General features: G+C 34.1%; 18 protein-coding genes. 14 read left to right on the top strand and 4 right to left on the bottom strand.

The genetic code is table 11. From position 1 onward, the window contains the following. The first annotated feature begins 109 nt into the window (after nt 1-109). A complete protein-coding gene (locus tag QE109_RS10090; RefSeq protein ID WP_281094347.1) occupies nt 110-1,387 on the top strand; it encodes a dipeptidase in 1,278 nt (425 codons plus the stop codon). Here QE109_RS10090 and QE109_RS10095 read toward each other — a convergent pair. Further along, entirely contained in the window at nt 1,354-1,857 is a 504-nt protein-coding gene (locus QE109_RS10095) for a DUF1836 domain-containing protein (protein WP_281094348.1), read from the bottom strand. The genes QE109_RS10090 and QE109_RS10095 overlap by 34 nt on opposite strands. Before the next feature lie 164 nt (nt 1,858-2,021). Here QE109_RS10095 and trhA point away from each other — a divergent pair, with 164 nt between their 5' ends. Both trhA and QE109_RS10105 read left to right on the top strand, forming a co-directional pair. Further along, entirely contained in the window at nt 2,022-2,657 is a 636-nt protein-coding gene (gene trhA / locus QE109_RS10100) for a PAQR family membrane homeostasis protein TrhA (RefSeq protein WP_281094349.1), read from the top strand. Between the two features lie 216 nt (nt 2,658-2,873). Further along, on the top strand, nt 2,874-3,659 hold the full coding sequence (locus QE109_RS10105) for a CHAD domain-containing protein (RefSeq protein WP_281094350.1): 786 nt from the start codon (nt 2,874-2,876) through the stop codon (nt 3,657-3,659). A gap of 20 nt (nt 3,660-3,679) precedes the next feature. On the opposite strand, the gene QE109_RS10110 is transcribed toward QE109_RS10105, so the two are convergent. Next, on the bottom strand, nt 3,680-3,838 hold the full coding sequence (locus tag QE109_RS10110) for a CDIF630_02480 family spore surface protein (RefSeq protein ID WP_281094352.1): 159 nt from the start codon (nt 3,836-3,838) through the stop codon (nt 3,680-3,682). Nucleotides 3,839-3,989: 151 nt separating this feature from the next. On the opposite strand from QE109_RS10110, the gene QE109_RS10115 reads away from it, so the two are divergent. From QE109_RS10115 to QE109_RS10135, 5 genes are all read left to right on the top strand, one after another. After that, a complete protein-coding gene (locus tag QE109_RS10115) occupies nt 3,990-4,472 on the top strand; it encodes a COG2426 family protein (RefSeq protein ID WP_281094353.1) in 483 nt (160 codons plus the stop codon). Nucleotides 4,473-4,492: 20 nt separating this feature from the next. Continuing rightward, the gene (locus QE109_RS10120; RefSeq protein ID WP_281094354.1) at nt 4,493-5,146 is read left to right on the top strand and encodes a TrkA C-terminal domain-containing protein; all 654 of its coding nucleotides are present in this window, start codon (nt 4,493-4,495) and stop codon (nt 5,144-5,146) included. Further along, nucleotides 5,143-6,834 (top strand): LytS/YhcK type 5TM receptor domain-containing protein, encoded by a 1,692-nt coding sequence (locus QE109_RS10125; protein WP_281094355.1) that lies wholly within the window; start codon nt 5,143-5,145, stop codon nt 6,832-6,834. The genes QE109_RS10120 and QE109_RS10125 overlap by 4 nt, the downstream gene beginning before the upstream one ends. Before the next feature lie 23 nt (nt 6,835-6,857). Next, nucleotides 6,858-7,592, top strand: coding sequence for a LytR/AlgR family response regulator transcription factor (locus QE109_RS10130; protein WP_281094356.1), 735 nt, complete (start codon nt 6,858-6,860; stop codon nt 7,590-7,592). 112 nt (nt 7,593-7,704) lie between these two features. Beyond that, complete coding sequence (locus QE109_RS10135; protein WP_281094357.1) at nt 7,705-9,117, top strand: carbon starvation CstA family protein; 1,413 nt, start codon at nt 7,705-7,707, stop codon at nt 9,115-9,117. An 87-nt stretch (nt 9,118-9,204) separates the two neighbouring features. Here QE109_RS10135 and QE109_RS10140 read toward each other — a convergent pair whose 3' ends face one another. Further along, on the bottom strand, nt 9,205-9,903 hold the full coding sequence (locus QE109_RS10140) for a coenzyme F420-0:L-glutamate ligase (protein WP_281094358.1): 699 nt from the start codon (nt 9,901-9,903) through the stop codon (nt 9,205-9,207). A 198-nt stretch (nt 9,904-10,101) separates the two neighbouring features. On the opposite strand from QE109_RS10140, the gene QE109_RS10145 reads away from it, so the two are divergent. The 6 genes from QE109_RS10145 (at nt 10,102) to QE109_RS10170 (ending at nt 14,812) form a co-directional block, all read left to right on the top strand. Next, nucleotides 10,102-10,824: a hypothetical protein gene (locus QE109_RS10145; RefSeq protein WP_281094359.1), complete on the top strand. Its 723-nt coding sequence runs from the start codon at nt 10,102-10,104 to the stop codon at nt 10,822-10,824. A 219-nt stretch (nt 10,825-11,043) separates the two neighbouring features. Continuing rightward, entirely contained in the window at nt 11,044-11,766 is a 723-nt protein-coding gene (locus tag QE109_RS10150; RefSeq protein ID WP_281094360.1) for a pseudouridine synthase, read from the top strand. Between the two features lie 90 nt (nt 11,767-11,856). Further along, a complete protein-coding gene (locus tag QE109_RS10155) occupies nt 11,857-12,846 on the top strand; it encodes a metal ABC transporter solute-binding protein, Zn/Mn family (RefSeq protein WP_281094361.1) in 990 nt (329 codons plus the stop codon). Further along, entirely contained in the window at nt 12,830-13,537 is a 708-nt protein-coding gene (locus QE109_RS10160; protein WP_281094362.1) for a metal ABC transporter ATP-binding protein, read from the top strand. Before QE109_RS10155 ends, QE109_RS10160 begins: the two co-directional genes overlap by 17 nt. Continuing rightward, nucleotides 13,538-14,356, top strand: a complete 819-nt coding sequence (locus QE109_RS10165) for a metal ABC transporter permease (RefSeq protein ID WP_281094363.1) — start codon at nt 13,538-13,540, stop codon at nt 14,354-14,356. It abuts the gene before it with no gap. A gap of 9 nt (nt 14,357-14,365) precedes the next feature. Next, complete coding sequence (locus tag QE109_RS10170) at nt 14,366-14,812, top strand: Fur family transcriptional regulator (RefSeq protein WP_281094364.1); 447 nt, start codon at nt 14,366-14,368, stop codon at nt 14,810-14,812. 125 nt (nt 14,813-14,937) lie between these two features. Here the strand turns inward: QE109_RS10170 and QE109_RS10175 are convergent, their stop codons facing one another. Next, a complete protein-coding gene (locus QE109_RS10175) occupies nt 14,938-16,458 on the bottom strand; it encodes a CAP-associated domain-containing protein (protein ID WP_281094365.1) in 1,521 nt (506 codons plus the stop codon). Nucleotides 16,459-16,602 lie beyond the last annotated feature (144 nt).

The raw sequence follows: 16,602 nt of genomic DNA on the forward strand, positions 1-16,602 counted from the left end.
ATTGTGAAAATTGCTTAAAAGCTTTGATTTTACTGAAAAATGTTATACACAGTATTGTGTATACAATATAAGGTAGGTCTAGAGAATTATCATAATAGGAGGAACGATAATGGGACTTAAAAAATATGAAGGATTAATTATTGATACTCATAATGACACAATGATGAAGGCAGTTGATCCAGTTACTCAAGTTCCTTGTATTGATATTGGTCAAGATACAAATTTTAATATTGATTTGACGAAGATGGAAAAAGGGAATGTCAACATCGCATACTTTGCTGCTTTTACAGAGGACTATGGAGACGTTGAAACCAATAACCACAGAATCCTCGCTTCTATAAATGCACTTTTTCATGTTGAAAAAATGAATCCAGGTCGATTTGCCGTAGCAAAAAGTTTTTCACAAATGATGCATGATATAACTTTGGGGAAAAGAATTGGTGTTGCCACTATAGAAGGTGCCTATTCTATTAATGCTGCTAATATGGCTGGTTTGATGAAGCAATATGCTGATCTACATGTAAAAGCGATTGCACCTGTCTGGAATCATTCTAATTTACTAGGTGAAGGTACTTATAGTAAATTTGTGGATGAAACAGACTCAAGTAATGGTTTAACCACACTTGGTGAGGCATTTGTTAAAACTATGAGTGAACTGAATATGATGGTTGATGTATCACATATGAATGAAGCGACATTTTGGGATGTTGTTAAACATACTAAAAGGCCGATTATCGCAAGTCATTCTGGTGCCTCGGGAATTAAATCACATCTTCGTAATTTAAAGGACGACCAGCTTTTAGCAATAAGAAATACGGGTGGTGTGGTTAATGTTGTGTTCTGTCGTTATTTTTTAGGGGATGAATTTGCTGATCTCTCCGTGCTAATTGATCACATTGAATATATAGCGGCACTAATCGGGGATGAACATGTTGGTTTAGGTTCAGATTTTGATGGTGCGACTATGCCTGTTAAACTTGAAGATATCTCAAGAGTACCTGAAATCATAACAGGTCTAAGGGAAAGAAATTTTAGTGAAAATGCGATAGCAAATATTATGGGTAATAATAATTTGAGGTTGCTTAAGTCTTTTGATACACAAGACCAAAATAGAAAAAGATTAGAGCTGTTAACAGTACCAGTGATTTTAAGCAATGCACAAACCATCGAATGGTCCTTGGATTCGGATATGGTGGGAATTATTACTGAAAGCATAACCTTTCTTTGGGATGGGATTTTATTGAAATGCCACTACAATGATTTGGATAAAAAAATAGTTGCACAGAGCAACTTCATAATTAAACAAAGATACCATGTAGCAACGATAGAATTTAAAGATCAAGAAAATAATATTTATTTTTGTACATCTATATCTGAACTTAAGTAATCAATCAGCTGCTCAGCCAGCTGTTTTTTTATGCTGATTTCTGCTGAAAGATGAGTTAGCATTTCCTTAGCACTCTCTTTAGTAAGTGATTTGGGAATGACTTCGAGTAAGGATTCTCTAATTGCACCTTGGATTTTAATGAAGCTTTCATAATACTCAGGATCATTCTTAATAGCATTAAGTATAATTGTTGTATCGGGTATTGAAAATGCACGCTTTAAATGATAAACAAGTACTAAATCACATATTGTTTCATGAGAATACTTTTTTTTATCAGGTGCATTAATTAAGTTTGATTTTACGTAATTGTTAACCATCGTTTTTGTAAAGACAGCATCTTCATTTTGACGCTTTAAATCTCCAAGGGTGTGATCAAAGTATTCTAAAAGTTGATCCATATACAGGTTAATATTGGGTATTTGAGTCCCTATTGGATTTTTAAATGAAATAAGTGAATCAATTGTTTTCATAAGATCTCCTTATATTTTTATCTAATTATATCATTTTATAAAGTTTTTATAAAGAGGTATTGAAATGATTCGAATCAAGTGATATCATGTAGATACAACGATAAGTGGTATTTAATACTATGTCAAATAAATTGTGTATCTTAGATAACTTTAAGGAGAAAAATATGAGAGAACCTATCAATACAATAACCCATTTCATCGGTGTTTTTCTTGCGCTAATAGGACTTGGTGTCATGATTACAAATTCGATAATTAAAAATAATATGAACTATTTAGTCGGTGGTATAATTTTTGGAGTTAGTATGATTATGCTGTACAGTGCATCAACTATTTATCATTGGTATGTGGGTAAAGACTCTAAAATACTAAAGTTAAGAAAACTAGATCATGCCATGATATTTGTCTTAATTGCCGGGACCTATACACCTATATGCTTGACGGCTTTAAAAGGGACTCTAGGATATGTATTACTTATACTTGTTTGGGCGCTTGCAATTATTGGTACAATATCTAAAGTGATGTTCATCAACATGCCAAGGTGGCTATCAGCAGGGATGTATTTGTTTCTAGGTTGGTTAAGTATATTTTTTATAGTGCCTTTATTCAAAGCCTTACCGACAGGTGGATTTGTATGGTTGGTTACGGGAGGTATTCTATATACTATTGGATCAGTATTTTATGCTTTTAAACCTAAACTCAATATAGCTGGATTTGGATTTCACGAGATTTTCCATCTATTTATTTTGGCAGGTAGTTCGGCGCATTTTATACTTGTAAACCAATATATATTTAATATGTAGTCAATCTGAGTTATTAGTGGAATTGAGGAAAGCACTTTGGCATACTGTAAAAGGTATGCCAGGGTGCTTTAATTGTATGTAAAATATAAAATGAAATAGTATAATTGGCATGAAAATTGCGTGCAATTTATTTGTAATACATCGTGCAATTTTTATAGAATTCATAATTTTTGCGTGATATAATTGTTAAAACTCTTAAGTAGAATGGAGGTCGCTGTGGTTGAAGATAGAAAAGTAACAATGATAATGGAGAAGCATCTTGAGGCCATAGACTTAGCTTTGAATAGTATGGTCAGTGCGCAATATGATCATGAGAGTATTCATATGTTCAGAGAAAGCATTCGACAGTTTAGAGCATTGATGTATTTTTTTATGCCTAATATTAGGCCAAGTGATTATAGAAAGATTGAGCAAATCTCAAAAAAATATTTCATGATGACATCACTAATTAGAGAAATCGATGTATTTGAAATTGGCTATAAAGAGAATATGAATGAAGCAGCACTTGAAAAGTTAAAAGAAATAAAAGAGCCTTTAATGATAAATCTAATTAATGATTTAAATGAAACAAATGCTTTTAAATTTCAACAATTAAAAATCGTGATAAAGCCATTTCAAGAAAGTGAAAAAAAGGGAAATTGCTTGATGAAAAGACAATGTGATTTATTGCGTGTTTTTATCAACAGAGAAGAAGAACAATTTGGTGAAGAAAAATATATACATGCGAAGCGAATGTTGGCAAAAAAATTAATATACATTCATAATATACTTTTACCAAATGACCCTAAATTAGAGATGATCAACAAAGAGCTTGATTTGTTTCAAATCATGGCCAAACAAGTTCACGATGCATGCGTTAATCTTAGATTTATTGGACATTATCAATTTGATGATCAAGAGTTAGTAACGAAAATCGTACATGATCATGCACTATTTACAGCTCAAGCAGCAGATCAATACAACACCACGTGTAATGTAATTGAACAATTTTTAGAAAAATAAAAGCGCCTTATAGGCGCTTATTATTTTTCGTTTTCATCTACCCACTCTTTGGCATTTTCAACAGCTGCCTCTGATGGTAAATTAATATGTGTGTCTTTTTCATATTTTTTTGCATCAGCCCAAGCTTCAGTTTGACTAGAACCTAGCTTCGCTTTGTCTTTTTCTAAATTAGCTTTCATATAATCCTCCTTTGATGTACTGTTAATAAAAATATACCCAAACATTTTTGGTTTAAACGAGAATCTTTATCATCTATAATGCCATCTATTTTAACCCCAAAAATATGTTATACTATGTTTATATGACTGATTTTTGGACAAGGAATAAAATATGACTTTTTTGACTGAACTACTTAAGATATTATCAGCAGAATTTAAAACAGCTTTTATAGCAGCTTTACCAGTTATAGAATTAAGGGGCGCTATTCCATTTGGTATTTCATTTGGTTTATCGCCATTTCATGCTTTTGTTGTTAGTTTTATTGGTAGCATGATACCTGTACCGATACTTTTACTTGGTATTAGACCCGTATTTAGATTTATTAGCCAACTTCCAAAGCTTAAGAGATTTGTTGACCATATTAGTGTAAAAAGTATTAGAAAAAGTACTAATATTAAGAAATATGGGTTTTGGGGGTTATTGATATTTGTTGCGATACCACTTCCAGGTACTGGTGTATGGAGTGGCACCCTTGCAGCAGTTTTGCTTGATATTCGATTTAAAATAGCTTTTCCTGCTATTTTAATTGGGAATTTTATAGCAGGTATACTTATAATGACTTTAAGTAATGGTATTTTAAATGTATTTATGTAAAAGAGGGGAAGGCAATTAACGTGGTAAAGCAAGATACGTATGATTCGGGAAGTAAAGCAGCGCGTTATGAACGCATTGCACTAGATATTGCTTATAGCATACTCAATGAAGAGTGGAAAATAGGCGAGATGATCAAGGGAAGGTCTACACTATCGGGTAAATATAGCGTGTCACCTGAAACGATAAGAAGGGCACTTAAATTACTTGAAGAACTAAACGTTGTAGAAGTGGTTGAAAAAAAGGGGATTTTAATAAAATCCAGAACGGCAGCGGATGCATTTATAAAAGAAAATCATTCTAAAGATCGCGTCCTTTCCATGAGAGAAGACATTGCAAAAATGATACAAGAAAAAAGAGCAATAGAAGATACCATGATTGAAACACTGGATACTTTAATTGAACAAGCACTTATTATGAAACATGTAGGAATTATACATCCCTTGGAATTTAAAGTAACTGAATCCAGTTATCTAATTGGTAAGTCAATTGGTGAAGTGAAGTTTTGGGAACATACTGGCGCTACTATAATTGGTATAAATAGGACGGGACAGTTGCTCCTATCTCCAGGACCTAAGTTGGTTTTTTTTGCTGGAGATATAGTGTTTTACGTCGGAAATGCTACTGAAAACAGTGAAAGAGTAGAAAAATATGTCAATAAGAAGGTTGGGGAATGATGATACTCGAATTGTCATTTGGATTACTTGAGCGACTTGGTTTGATTGTCATATTCGCATTTATAATGTCGAAGACAATGTTCTTCAAAAAATATGTTGTCAGTGATTCGCCTAGTTTAGCTGAGAAAGTCTTATATGGTCTCTTTTGGGGGTTGCTTGGAATTTTAATGACTTTACTTGGTACACCTGTGTCAGGGGGCGTTGCAAATTCAAGGACAATTCCTGTTTTACTCTCAGGTATCATAGGCGGCCCTTTTGTAGGTGTTATTTCGGGTTTGATTGCAGGACTACATAGGATGTTTTTTTTCCAAGGCGGAGATTTGACTGCGTTTTCTTGTGGTGTATCTACTGTGATTGCAGGCGTTATTGGAGGCTACTCTAAGGCAAAATTAGATTCAAAGAAAAGTAAATATTTTTATGGATTTTTATTGGGTATTTTTGTTGAAGTGATCCAAATGGCTTTGATTTTGATCCTTGCAAGGCCCTTTGAAGAAGCATATGCGTTAGTGGAAATCATCTTTTTACCAATGACGTTTCTCAATGCGCTTGGAATTGGGATGTTTCTACTTTTCATCCAGCAAATATATGATGAAAATGAAAATGCTTCTGCAAGAATGGCTCATCTTTCGTTACAAATTGCAAATAGTACGTTACAGTTTTTAAGAAAAGGTTTAAATGAAGCATCTGCAAAGGCAGTTGCTCAAATCATATACAAGTTGACAGATTATGATGCAGTTGCAATTACTAATAATGATCAAATATTATCTCATATTGGTGTTGGTGAAGACCATCATATTGTTGGTGGTCATATTTGGACTGAAAAAACAAGAAAATCGATTGAATTGGGTGAAATACAATTCGGACAAAATAGATCTGAAATTGGTTGTAGTGAGTCACATTGTAAATTAAGTTCTGTCATCGTAGTTCCGCTTAAGGTTAATGAAAAGGCTATTGGTACTTTGAAAGTGTACCGTATCAGAGAAAATACAGTGTTAAAAACAGATATCGAACTTGTTAAAGGTCTTGGTGCTTTGTTTTCAACGCAATTAGAACTTGGACTAGTTGAGAAACAAAAATCCTTAAGGGCAAAAGCTGAACTCAATGCACTTAGAGCTCAAATAAAACCACATTTTTTGTTTAACGCTTTAAATGCAATTATGTCCTTAACTAGAACTGATCCGGATAAGGCGAGACTATTACTACAAGAATTAAGCATTGTCCTTAGAAACGGTTTTAAAAACAATGAGCCATTTGTTCCTTTAAGCGAAGAATTAAGATTTATCGAAGCTTATTTAAACATTGAAAATGCTAGATTTCCAGATAAACTGAAGGTTGAAATGTATATTGAAGATGGAATTGACTTGCTGTTACCACCTTTAATATTACAACCTCTTGTTGAAAATGCTGTCAAGCATGGTATTCAGAAGAAGCAGGGGGTAGGAACACTGAAGCTAAATATACATCGAGTTGAAAACGACGTCCAGTTTAGTGTTATAGATGATGGTGTTGGTATGTCCTCTCAAAATCAAGATGATCATCATAAAGATGTTGAAAAAAACAAAGGAATTGGACTTGCAAATGTAAAAGAACGACTAATGAGTATATATAATAGAGAGTTAACAATAGAAACTTCTAAAGACAAAGGCACCGCAATAACTTTTACAATTCCGGGACAAGCTAGGAATTAAAGTCAAATTTTTGAGGGGTAGATGTGATTAAGATCGTAATTGTTGATGATGAACAGCTAGCAATTCAAGAGCTCACATATATTTTAAGTAAGGTTAGTTATGTCGAAATCATTGGTTCTTTTACCGATTCAAAAAAGGCGCTTCAGTTTGTTTTGATGGAAGAGGCGGATGTTGTTTTTCTAGATATAAATATGCCTGTATTAAATGGGATTCAGTTTACAGATCAATTAAGGCAGTATGGGATCAGAACTCAGGTTATTTTTGCTACTGCATATGACGATTATGCAATTAAAGCTTTTGATCAAAATGCACTAGACTATATTTTAAAACCATATGAACCTGAAAGAATTTATCGGTCTCTTCTTAAAGTAAAGAGAAATATTGCACCCGAAAATCCAATAGAGCTTGAAAAAGCAAAGTATAATATGACTAAGTACCCTGTTTGGCGTGGGGACAAAATGCTCTTGGTGGATATAGATGATATCTTATATTGTGAAGTTGAGAATAATACAGTTACGCTTCATACGTCTTTGGATGTTTTTGAACTAAAGGATTGCCTAGCAGATTTAGAAGAGCAACTGCCAAGTGATAAGTTTTTTAGAACACATCGCTCCTATTTAGTGAACTTGTCTAAGATTATAGAAGTAAGCCCTTATTTTAACAACACATTAATTATTAGGTTAGAAAAGTGCAAATCTGAAATCCCAGTAAGTCGAAAATATTTAAAGCATTTTAAAAGTGTTTTGAATATTAAATGATGATTTATGTATTTTAGAAGCATATTTTTGTATTTCAACTCTAAATGTGATTAAAAACCAAAAAAAGTGATACCATGAGATGATTCTAAATTAAGAATAGGGGGAATCTACAATGGTATCTTTTTTATTGTCACTTTTTGCATTATTATTGGGGTATCTATTATACTCAAAGGTAGTTGAAAGAATTTTTGGTATTAACGATGGCACTGAAACACCTGCTAAATCAAAAGCAGATGGTGTCGATTATGTTGAAATGGATTGGAAACGTGTATTTTTGATTCAGTTCCTGAATATAGCGGGACTAGGTCCGATTTTTGGGGCTATAGCAGGGGCTTTATGGGGGCCGGTGGCATTTATTTGGATTGTTCTTGGTTCGATATTTGCAGGTGCAACACATGATTACTTTTCAGGAATGCTATCTGTTAGACATCAAGGAGAGACAATTGGTGAGATTGTCGGCAGATATCTTGGTGTAAGTGCAAAAGCAGTTATGAGAGTCTTCTCAGTCGTATTGCTTGTTCTTGTAGGTGTTGTATTTATCAGTGGACCTGCAGGGCTTTTGGAAACAATGACAGGTATTAATAAGTATTATTTCTTAGGAATTATTATTCTCTATTATATCTTCGCAACTATTTTACCAATTGATAAAATCATCGGTAAAGTTTATCCAATATTTGGTGCAGCACTTATTATCATGGGTGTTGGAATCATGGGTGGAATTCTTATAGGTGGGTATCATATTCCAGAAATTACACTTCAAAATTTTCATCCAGCAGGAAAATCAATTTTTCCATTTTTATTTATAACAATTGCTTGTGGTGCTATTAGCGGATTCCACGCAACGCAATCACCTATTATGGCAAGATGTCTTAAGAGTGAAAAAGAAGGTCGTCGTGTTTTTTATGGTGCTATGATTGCCGAAGGTGTAATTGCACTGATCTGGGCTGCTGCTGCAATGAGTTTTTATGGCAGCACTGAGGCACTTGCGGCTGCAGGACCTGCTGCAGTTGTCGTCAATGATATATCAACAACATTGCTTGGCGCGTTTGGTGGAATACTTGCAGTTTTAGGTGTTGTTGCAGCACCAATTACTTCAGGTGATACTGCATTTAGAAGTGCAAGACTAGTAATAGCTGATGCTATGAATTTTAAACAAGACAAGTTAATGTCAAGATTTGTAATTGCAATCCCTTTGTTTGCAGTGGGAATAGCGCTTTGCTTCATTGATTTCACTATAATCTGGAGATATTTTGCTTGGTCGAATCAAACTTTAGCAACAATTGTACTTTGGACTTCAGCGACTTATCTATACAAAACTGGAAAACCTCACTGGATTACATCTTTACCTGCAACTTTTATGACAGCAGTTGTAACAACATACATCATTGTTGCGCCGGAAGGACTTAAAATGTCTGAATCAATTGGCATACCTGTAGGAATTGTGGCTGCTATTGTTTCATTTGCTTTCTTCTTATATAAGGCTACTTCATTTGCTAAAAATGAAACCGTTGGTAAAGAAGCGTAAAATTAACAATGCTATAACTATAATATAATAAAAAAGCTATCTCAGATGTGATATGATGCATCAAATGAGATAGCTTTTTTTATGATGTTATATCTTTCTTATAATTCCTAAAGGTGTTTGCTCGTGATCTTGACCAAGTGGATTGTCTTTTAGAATTCTAACGACAAGTTCTTTATTAATAGAAGCGTGAGATACGCCTAAGATTGCACCACTTAGGTCATTGATATCAACAACCGCTACTTTAACGCCATCTAGCGCCTCACTGATTTCTAGTGCTACTTGGTCAGGTTTATCTGGTCCCAAAACGACATACTCGTTGTAAGGCGGCAGTGTGTTGGGTGTGGGCCCATCTATAGAGGATGCTTTATAGCCAGCAATATCATAGAATACACCACGTTTACCAAATATTTTAGTGACTGCACTGGCAGCAGATGCAAATAATATCCTTGGTATACCACATTCACGCAGTGCCATTTCCATGGTTTCGGGCATACCGAGACCTATACCAGCAGGTGTTTTTGTTACATATTTCGCCAAAAGTGTCGCCAAAGGTCTAGGAGTAATGTCCTTTATGGGAATTGCTCTTCCTTGTGTAATGCCAACGATTTTTTCTGTAACAAAAAGGATATCATTTGGCATAAGCTCAGAATGCGCATACTTTTTAATCACTTCAATGAGTTGATCATCTCTCATAACTACGTGAGTCTTGATCGGAATTCTTAAATATTTAGTACCTTCTATTGTCACTTCAGGATGCTTAACCCTTCTTGCGTTTTGCTCGCTCATGAATACCTCCAAATGCACGGCAGTGCTTAGTTTACAATATATTATATCACCACTTTGAGAAGACTGAAATAGAAATACTAACAACCTTGTTGACTTGCATGAGTTGTTAGGGTATAATTGTAACAACTTACATAATGGGGCAAGTTGTCAGACAAACAGAATAGCCCAACAGCACTGAATTAGAAAGGAGGACTTTTTATGATTTTAGAACAAGGTTATATTATTAAGAGAAAAGCCACTATCAGGCAAGAAGAAAGTTATACGATGAGATTAGTTGAAGCAAAAGAGATCAATGCGATCATGAATTTACAACACAAGGTATACGAAGGTCTTCCTAATAAACAAGTGTTGTATAAAGATACAAGGCAAGAAATGTTAGAAGATTTATCAAATGGTGCAATGGTTATAGGTGTATATAATTCACAAGAACAATTGATATCATATAGATATATAAGTTTTCCAGGTCATTCTCTTAAAAATTTAGGAAATGATATACACTTAGATAACTCGGAACTTGATCGGGTTGTTCATTTGGAGACTACCTTAGTTAGTCCTGATTATAGAGGAAATAAACTTCAAGCAATTACACTTTCAAAGGCTATCGAATTAATAAAGCCTCTGGAGATGAAACATCTAATTTGCACGGTTTCTCCATATAATTTATTTAGTTTATATAATATTATGTCTGCGGGACTTAATATAAAGTCTCTCAAACGAAAGTATGCGAGTAAAGAATTAGATGGTATGTGGCGGTTTATTTTACACAAAGACATGTCAAAATCATTTAGTATTGAGAACTCGGAGTTGAAAATGCTTAAGATGGATAAAATTTTTGAACAAAAGAATTTGATTGAAAAAGGATATGTCGGATATAACTTAATTAAGGATTCTCAAATGATTCAATATTCTTTAAGCCAATAATTTCTCATATAAGTTCATATATTCCTCCATTTATTTAAACTTACATTGATTACAATGTAAGTTTTTTTTATTTAGTCACAACTACCTTGTGACAGAATCTTCGGGCTCGATGTCCGAAGATTTTATTATTTGTGGTATATACAGATTTAAGTCAACCATTTACACTTTTAAAAGCACTTGGTATTATATTATTATGTCTTAGTAGATGAAGAGGAAATGATGAGAATTAATAATTATATTAGCGCATCAGGCTTTTGTTCTCGTAGGGAAGCAGATGCACTTATTATTGCAAAAAAAGTTAAGATCAATGGGCGGTTAGCTGAAATTGGTAGTCAAGTAAAAGAGAAAGATCGTGTTGAAGTTAATGGTAAGCGAATAGAGCAAAAAAAGAAGCATGTTTATATAATGCTAAATAAGCCTATAGGTGTTGTTTGTACAACAGAAGGAAAGATCAGAAACAATATTGTCGACTTTGTTGGTTATAAAGAGCGTATATTTCCTATTGGTCGTTTGGACAAAGATTCTGAGGGGCTCATACTTCTAACCAGTGATGGTAGTATTGTCAACGAAATACTAAGAGAAGAAAATCAACATGATAAAGAATACCAAGTAATTGTGAATAAAGCTATTACTTCTGATTTTTTAAATCAAATGAGTGAAGGTGTTACGATTTTTAACCCTGTAAAGAAAAAGCATGAAAAAACAAAGCCATGTACTCTCAATAAAATCGATGAGAAAAAATTTTCTATTGTTTTGTCTCAAGGGCTAAATCGTCAGATTAGACGAATGTGTGAAGCATTAGGCTATCAAGTTGTCGGGTTAAAGCGTGTAAGAATAATGCATATTAAACTGGGTAAATTAAAAACTGGGATGTGGCGTGAACTTTCTGAAGCTGAACTAAATGGGCTCGTTAAAAAGAAAGAAAAATCCGCTAAGAAGTAGCGACTTGACAAAGACTAAGGACATGATATAATTTATGCAAATGCAAATCAGTTGCATTTGTAAAATTGTATCTTTTTTTTGGAGGAAATAATGAACTTTAATAGAAAATTAGCGATATTAACCTTAGCTGTTATGTTATTTACTTTAACAGCTTGTCAAAATGATGATAAGATTGAGGCACAAAGAACAACTAACAATATAATTCACGTTGTTACCACACTATTTCCACAATATGATTTTGCAAGAACACTTGGAAATGAAGATGTCGACGTTAGTTTATTGTTGCCACCAGGTGTTGAATCACATTCCTTCGAGCCAACACCTCAAGATGTGTTGGCTATATTGAATTCAGATATATTCATCTATACGAGTTTAGAGATGGAACCATGGGTAAGTGAAGTGTTAAAAAACGTAGATGAGACTAAAACCACTGTTATTGATGCAAGTGTTGGCATTGATATGATCGCTTCTGATCATGAGCATGAAGACGATCATGATTTAGTTGAAGAACATGATGAGGATCACTCTGAGGATGCTGTCGATCCACATTATTGGTTAGATCCCAATAATGCGATCCATATGGTTAAAACAATTTCAGAGGCATTGATTCAAAAGTTGCCTAGTCAAGAAACTCAGATAAAGGCGCGTCAAAATACATTAATTAATGCTCTAGAAAATTTGGATGCAGATATTATTAGGGCGTTTGAAAATACTGATTCAAAGACGATATTAACAGGTGGGCACTTTGCTTTTGGTTATTTTGCTCATAGATATGGTCTTGAAAGTCAATCGCCTTATGCTGGTTTTTCACCGGATGCAGAGCCGACACCACAACGCATTGCAGCACTAATGAAAACTATAAAAGAAACAAAAGCGAAGGCAATTTATTATGAAGAGCTAATTGATCCTAGAGTTGCTAAGATTATATCAGAAGAAACAGGTGTAAAAATGCTATTGCTGCATGGTGCGCACAATTTGTCTAAACAAGAAATAGAAGAAGGTGTTACTTATATTGAAATTATGGAAGGTAACTTAGAGCGACTTAAGGAAGGGTTGGGGTATCATGAATCAACAAATTGAAGTTAGTAATTTAATCGTAAGATATGGTCATCACCTGGTCCTAGATCGGGTAACATTTAGCATAAAAAAAGGTGACTATATTGGGTTAGTTGGTGCAAATGGTTCTGGTAAAACTACCCTTGTTAAGGCATTGCTAGGTTTAGTACCAATTGAACAAGGTATAATAAAATTTGAGAATTCTACATTGAAAAAGGGTTATCTTCCACAAATCGCTTTGACTAACGATAGTCTTTTTCCTGCTGAAGTAAAAGAAATCGTGGGGATTGGCCTACTTAGTGATAAAAAACGGCCTAAAATTATAAATAAAGAGGATCAAAAAAAGATAGATGATATTCTTGAAAGACTCAATATAATGCCACTAAAAAACAAACGTATTGGAGATCTTTCAGGAGGACAACAACAAAGAGTTTTATTAGCAAGGGCAATGGTGAATAAACCAGAAGTTCTTATCTTAGATGAACCTACCAGTGCACTTGATCCTCGTGTTAGGGAAGATTTTTACAAACTGATCCACGAGATTAATACCATCGATGGTACAACGATTGTTTTGGTATCACATGATTTAGGTAGTGTTCAGAAGTATGCTAAAAAGATGCTTGTGTTAGATCGAGAGGTCGTGTTTTACGATGAGGTTTCCAAATTCACTTCTTCATTTGGACATGATCATTTTCATTTAGATGGGGAGGCTTAGATGCATATTATTAATTTAATGTCAGAAGCACTCCAGTACGGATTTATGCAGAGAGCTATTTTGGTAGGTGTTTTAATCGCTATATGCAGTGCGCTTTTAGGGATATTTTTAGTACTTAAGAAATTTTCGATGATTGGCGACGGTTTAGCGCATGTAAGTTTTGCAACAGTGGCCATAGCACTTTTACTTAATACATCACCTTTATTTGTTTCGATTCCAGTAGTAATTGTGGCATCGCTTGCTATCTTAAGGCTTAATGAAAAAGCAAATTTGCATGGAGATGCTGCAATTGGCCTTATATCATCATTTTCAGTTGCATTTGGCGTGTTAATTGCAAGTGTTTCTCAAGGTTTTAATGTCGATTTATTTAGTTTTCTATTTGGCAGTATTCTGCTTATCAGTCAAAGTGATGTGTGGCTCTCACTTATACTAGCTACAGTAGTGATTATAACGGTTGTTTATTTTTATAATGATTTATTTGCAATTACGCACGATGAATCTTTTGCAAGTGTAATGGGAATCAATACTAAACGGATGAATAGTTTGATAGCAGTTTTAACTGCAGTGACTATAGTTCTTGGAATCCGTGTTGTTGGAACGATGCTGATCTCTAGCATGATTATTTTTCCAACTGTGACTGCACTGCAAATTTCAAAGAGTTTCAAGTCAACCATATTGATTTCTGCGATTGTTTCTGTAGCATCTGTTTTAATCGGTGTAATAGGATCTTTTGTTTTTAACTTACCATCAGGCGCAAGTATTGTGATGGTAAATGCCATGTTCTTTCTTATAGCACTGATTATAAAGCGGCTTAGATAGGAGGTAGTGATGAATCAAAAGGTGAGTGAAATATTTAAATCAAATAAAATCAAAAATACAATCCAGAGACAAAGAGTATATGAGTATCTCATTACTTGTAAAGAACCCATTACTGCGGACAATTTGTATATTGAATTATCTAAAGACAAATCATTTAACGACGTCATCAATATGTCAACGATCTATAGAATTTTAGAATTATTCGTAAAACACAATTTAGTTTTAAAAAATTCATTTGGAAATGATCACAGAGCTACTTTTGAAATCAATTTAAGAGAACATAAGCATCATTTAATCTGTGTTGAGTGCAATAAAATTACAGCGATTAAAGGATGCCCACTAAAAACTTATGAAAAAGACTTAGGTGATTTAACGCACTTCAAAATATTAGAACATAGACTTGAAATATTTGGTGTATGTCCGAGCTGCCAAAGTGGTAAGGGAGAACATCATTAGTGGTATGAATCATATATTTAAATGTTAACGTAAAAGAGCAATATTGAAGTGTATTTTTAGTTAGGAACTAAGAAAACGCATCAATATTGCTCTTGTTTTAATTTTTGAATTTTATGGATTAATAATTATGGCGTAATAAAATCCTGGGTAAAGTAATTGACAAACTCTCCACCGATATAAACGCCGACACCAAGGTACTCAATTGAACGAAGTAAATTATCGCGATGACCAGGTGAGTTAACCCACCCTGAATGCGCAGAAAATGCACTTGTATAGCCTGCTGCAATGTTTTCAGCAGCATAGTGATAATCGATACCATCGGCTAAAATTCGGTCAAATGGTGTATAACCACTTGGGTTGGTATGGCTGAAAAAGCTACGATCTGACATATCTTGACTGTGTTTTCTTGCAACGTCAGCAAGTGGTTCATGCCATTTTAAAATATCTTGATCATGTGCAACTCTGAAAACATTAGCGAGATCAAAGATTGTTTTTTCATACGAAATTCTGAGTGGAGTTGATGCAGTACCGTATTGACTTTTTAGAGATTGTTCAACATTATAATCGATTATTTTGACGGAAAATAGTTTTCCAGCATCTGCAGTATCAAAATAGGCAGTTATATATGCGTTATTGCTTAAATAAGTAGCAGTTTCATCTGAATTGTATTGTAGATACTGAACATTTCCCTTTTGAATGAATTTTAAAGGTTCACCTAAGAGTGCAGTGGTTTTTGATTTTGTAAAATCAATTGCAAAACCATTTTTTGATTTTAATAAATCAGATGAGGTATACAGTGCGACTACTTTACCATTTTGAATTCCAACTTGATAATAATTTTTATAATTATTGTGGTAAACCAGCCATTTGAAACCATACTCGCTAATATCTTCGCGAACAGGTTGGCCATATTTTTTTATCACCCATTCATAGGAATCGCCGATCTCAATATTGTTTACTGCAAAAGCAGTCGTTTGAGTAAGTGAAGGATCATCGGTAGTTGTAGCAATAATTCCTAGCTCAACCAATAATTTATAGGAAACTACTGCCGCTTGTGCGCGACTTGCATTTTCTTTAGGACCAAAAGTTGAATTGGGAAATCCTCCAATAATACCTAGAGCTACTGATGCGACTGATTGATCATAATATTGTGATGATACCGTGTCAAAATCTGTAAGTGTTTGGAGTGCAGCTTGTTTTTGAGTTTCAGTGACTGTTTTGCCTCGGCTATAAAAAGCATTTACGATAATACTCGCCATTTCTTCACGGCTGATGTTTTGGTTTAGGTTTTTCTCCGTAATACCACCATACTCATCTTCGCCTATTAAACCAGCTGATAGTGCTACTTCTGCAAATGGTGCTCCCCAATACTCGTTTGCATTTACTGAGCGTACAGAAAGCTTTAAAGCATTGACAGTAATTGCGACAAATTCAATACGCGTTATATTACTATTAGGCTTAAAAGTGCCATTGGGGTAACCTGCAATTACACCAAGGGGTTGAATTGTGTCTATATATGTCTGAGCCCAGTGTCCCTCTACATCGCCAAATGCAGCCCCGTAAGATAGATTTGGAAAAGCAGAAAGGGTCAGAGATAAACAAATGACAAGTGCAATTGTCAATATATTAATTTTTTTTCGTAGCATAGTAACTCCCTAAAATGTTTGAATTTTCAGTAAACAAAAGTTTACAATGATAGTTTTCTTCTACTTTATTATACGATAGATGGATTACTTTTGTATTACAATTCGATAAAGAATAGAAAACAAATTAAAAAAGCAAAAAACGAA

The sequence above is a fragment of the Fusibacter bizertensis genome, from assembly GCF_029914245.1.
In the GTDB taxonomy this organism is placed as follows: Bacteria; Bacillota; Clostridia; order Peptostreptococcales; family Acidaminobacteraceae; genus Fusibacter_C; species Fusibacter_C bizertensis.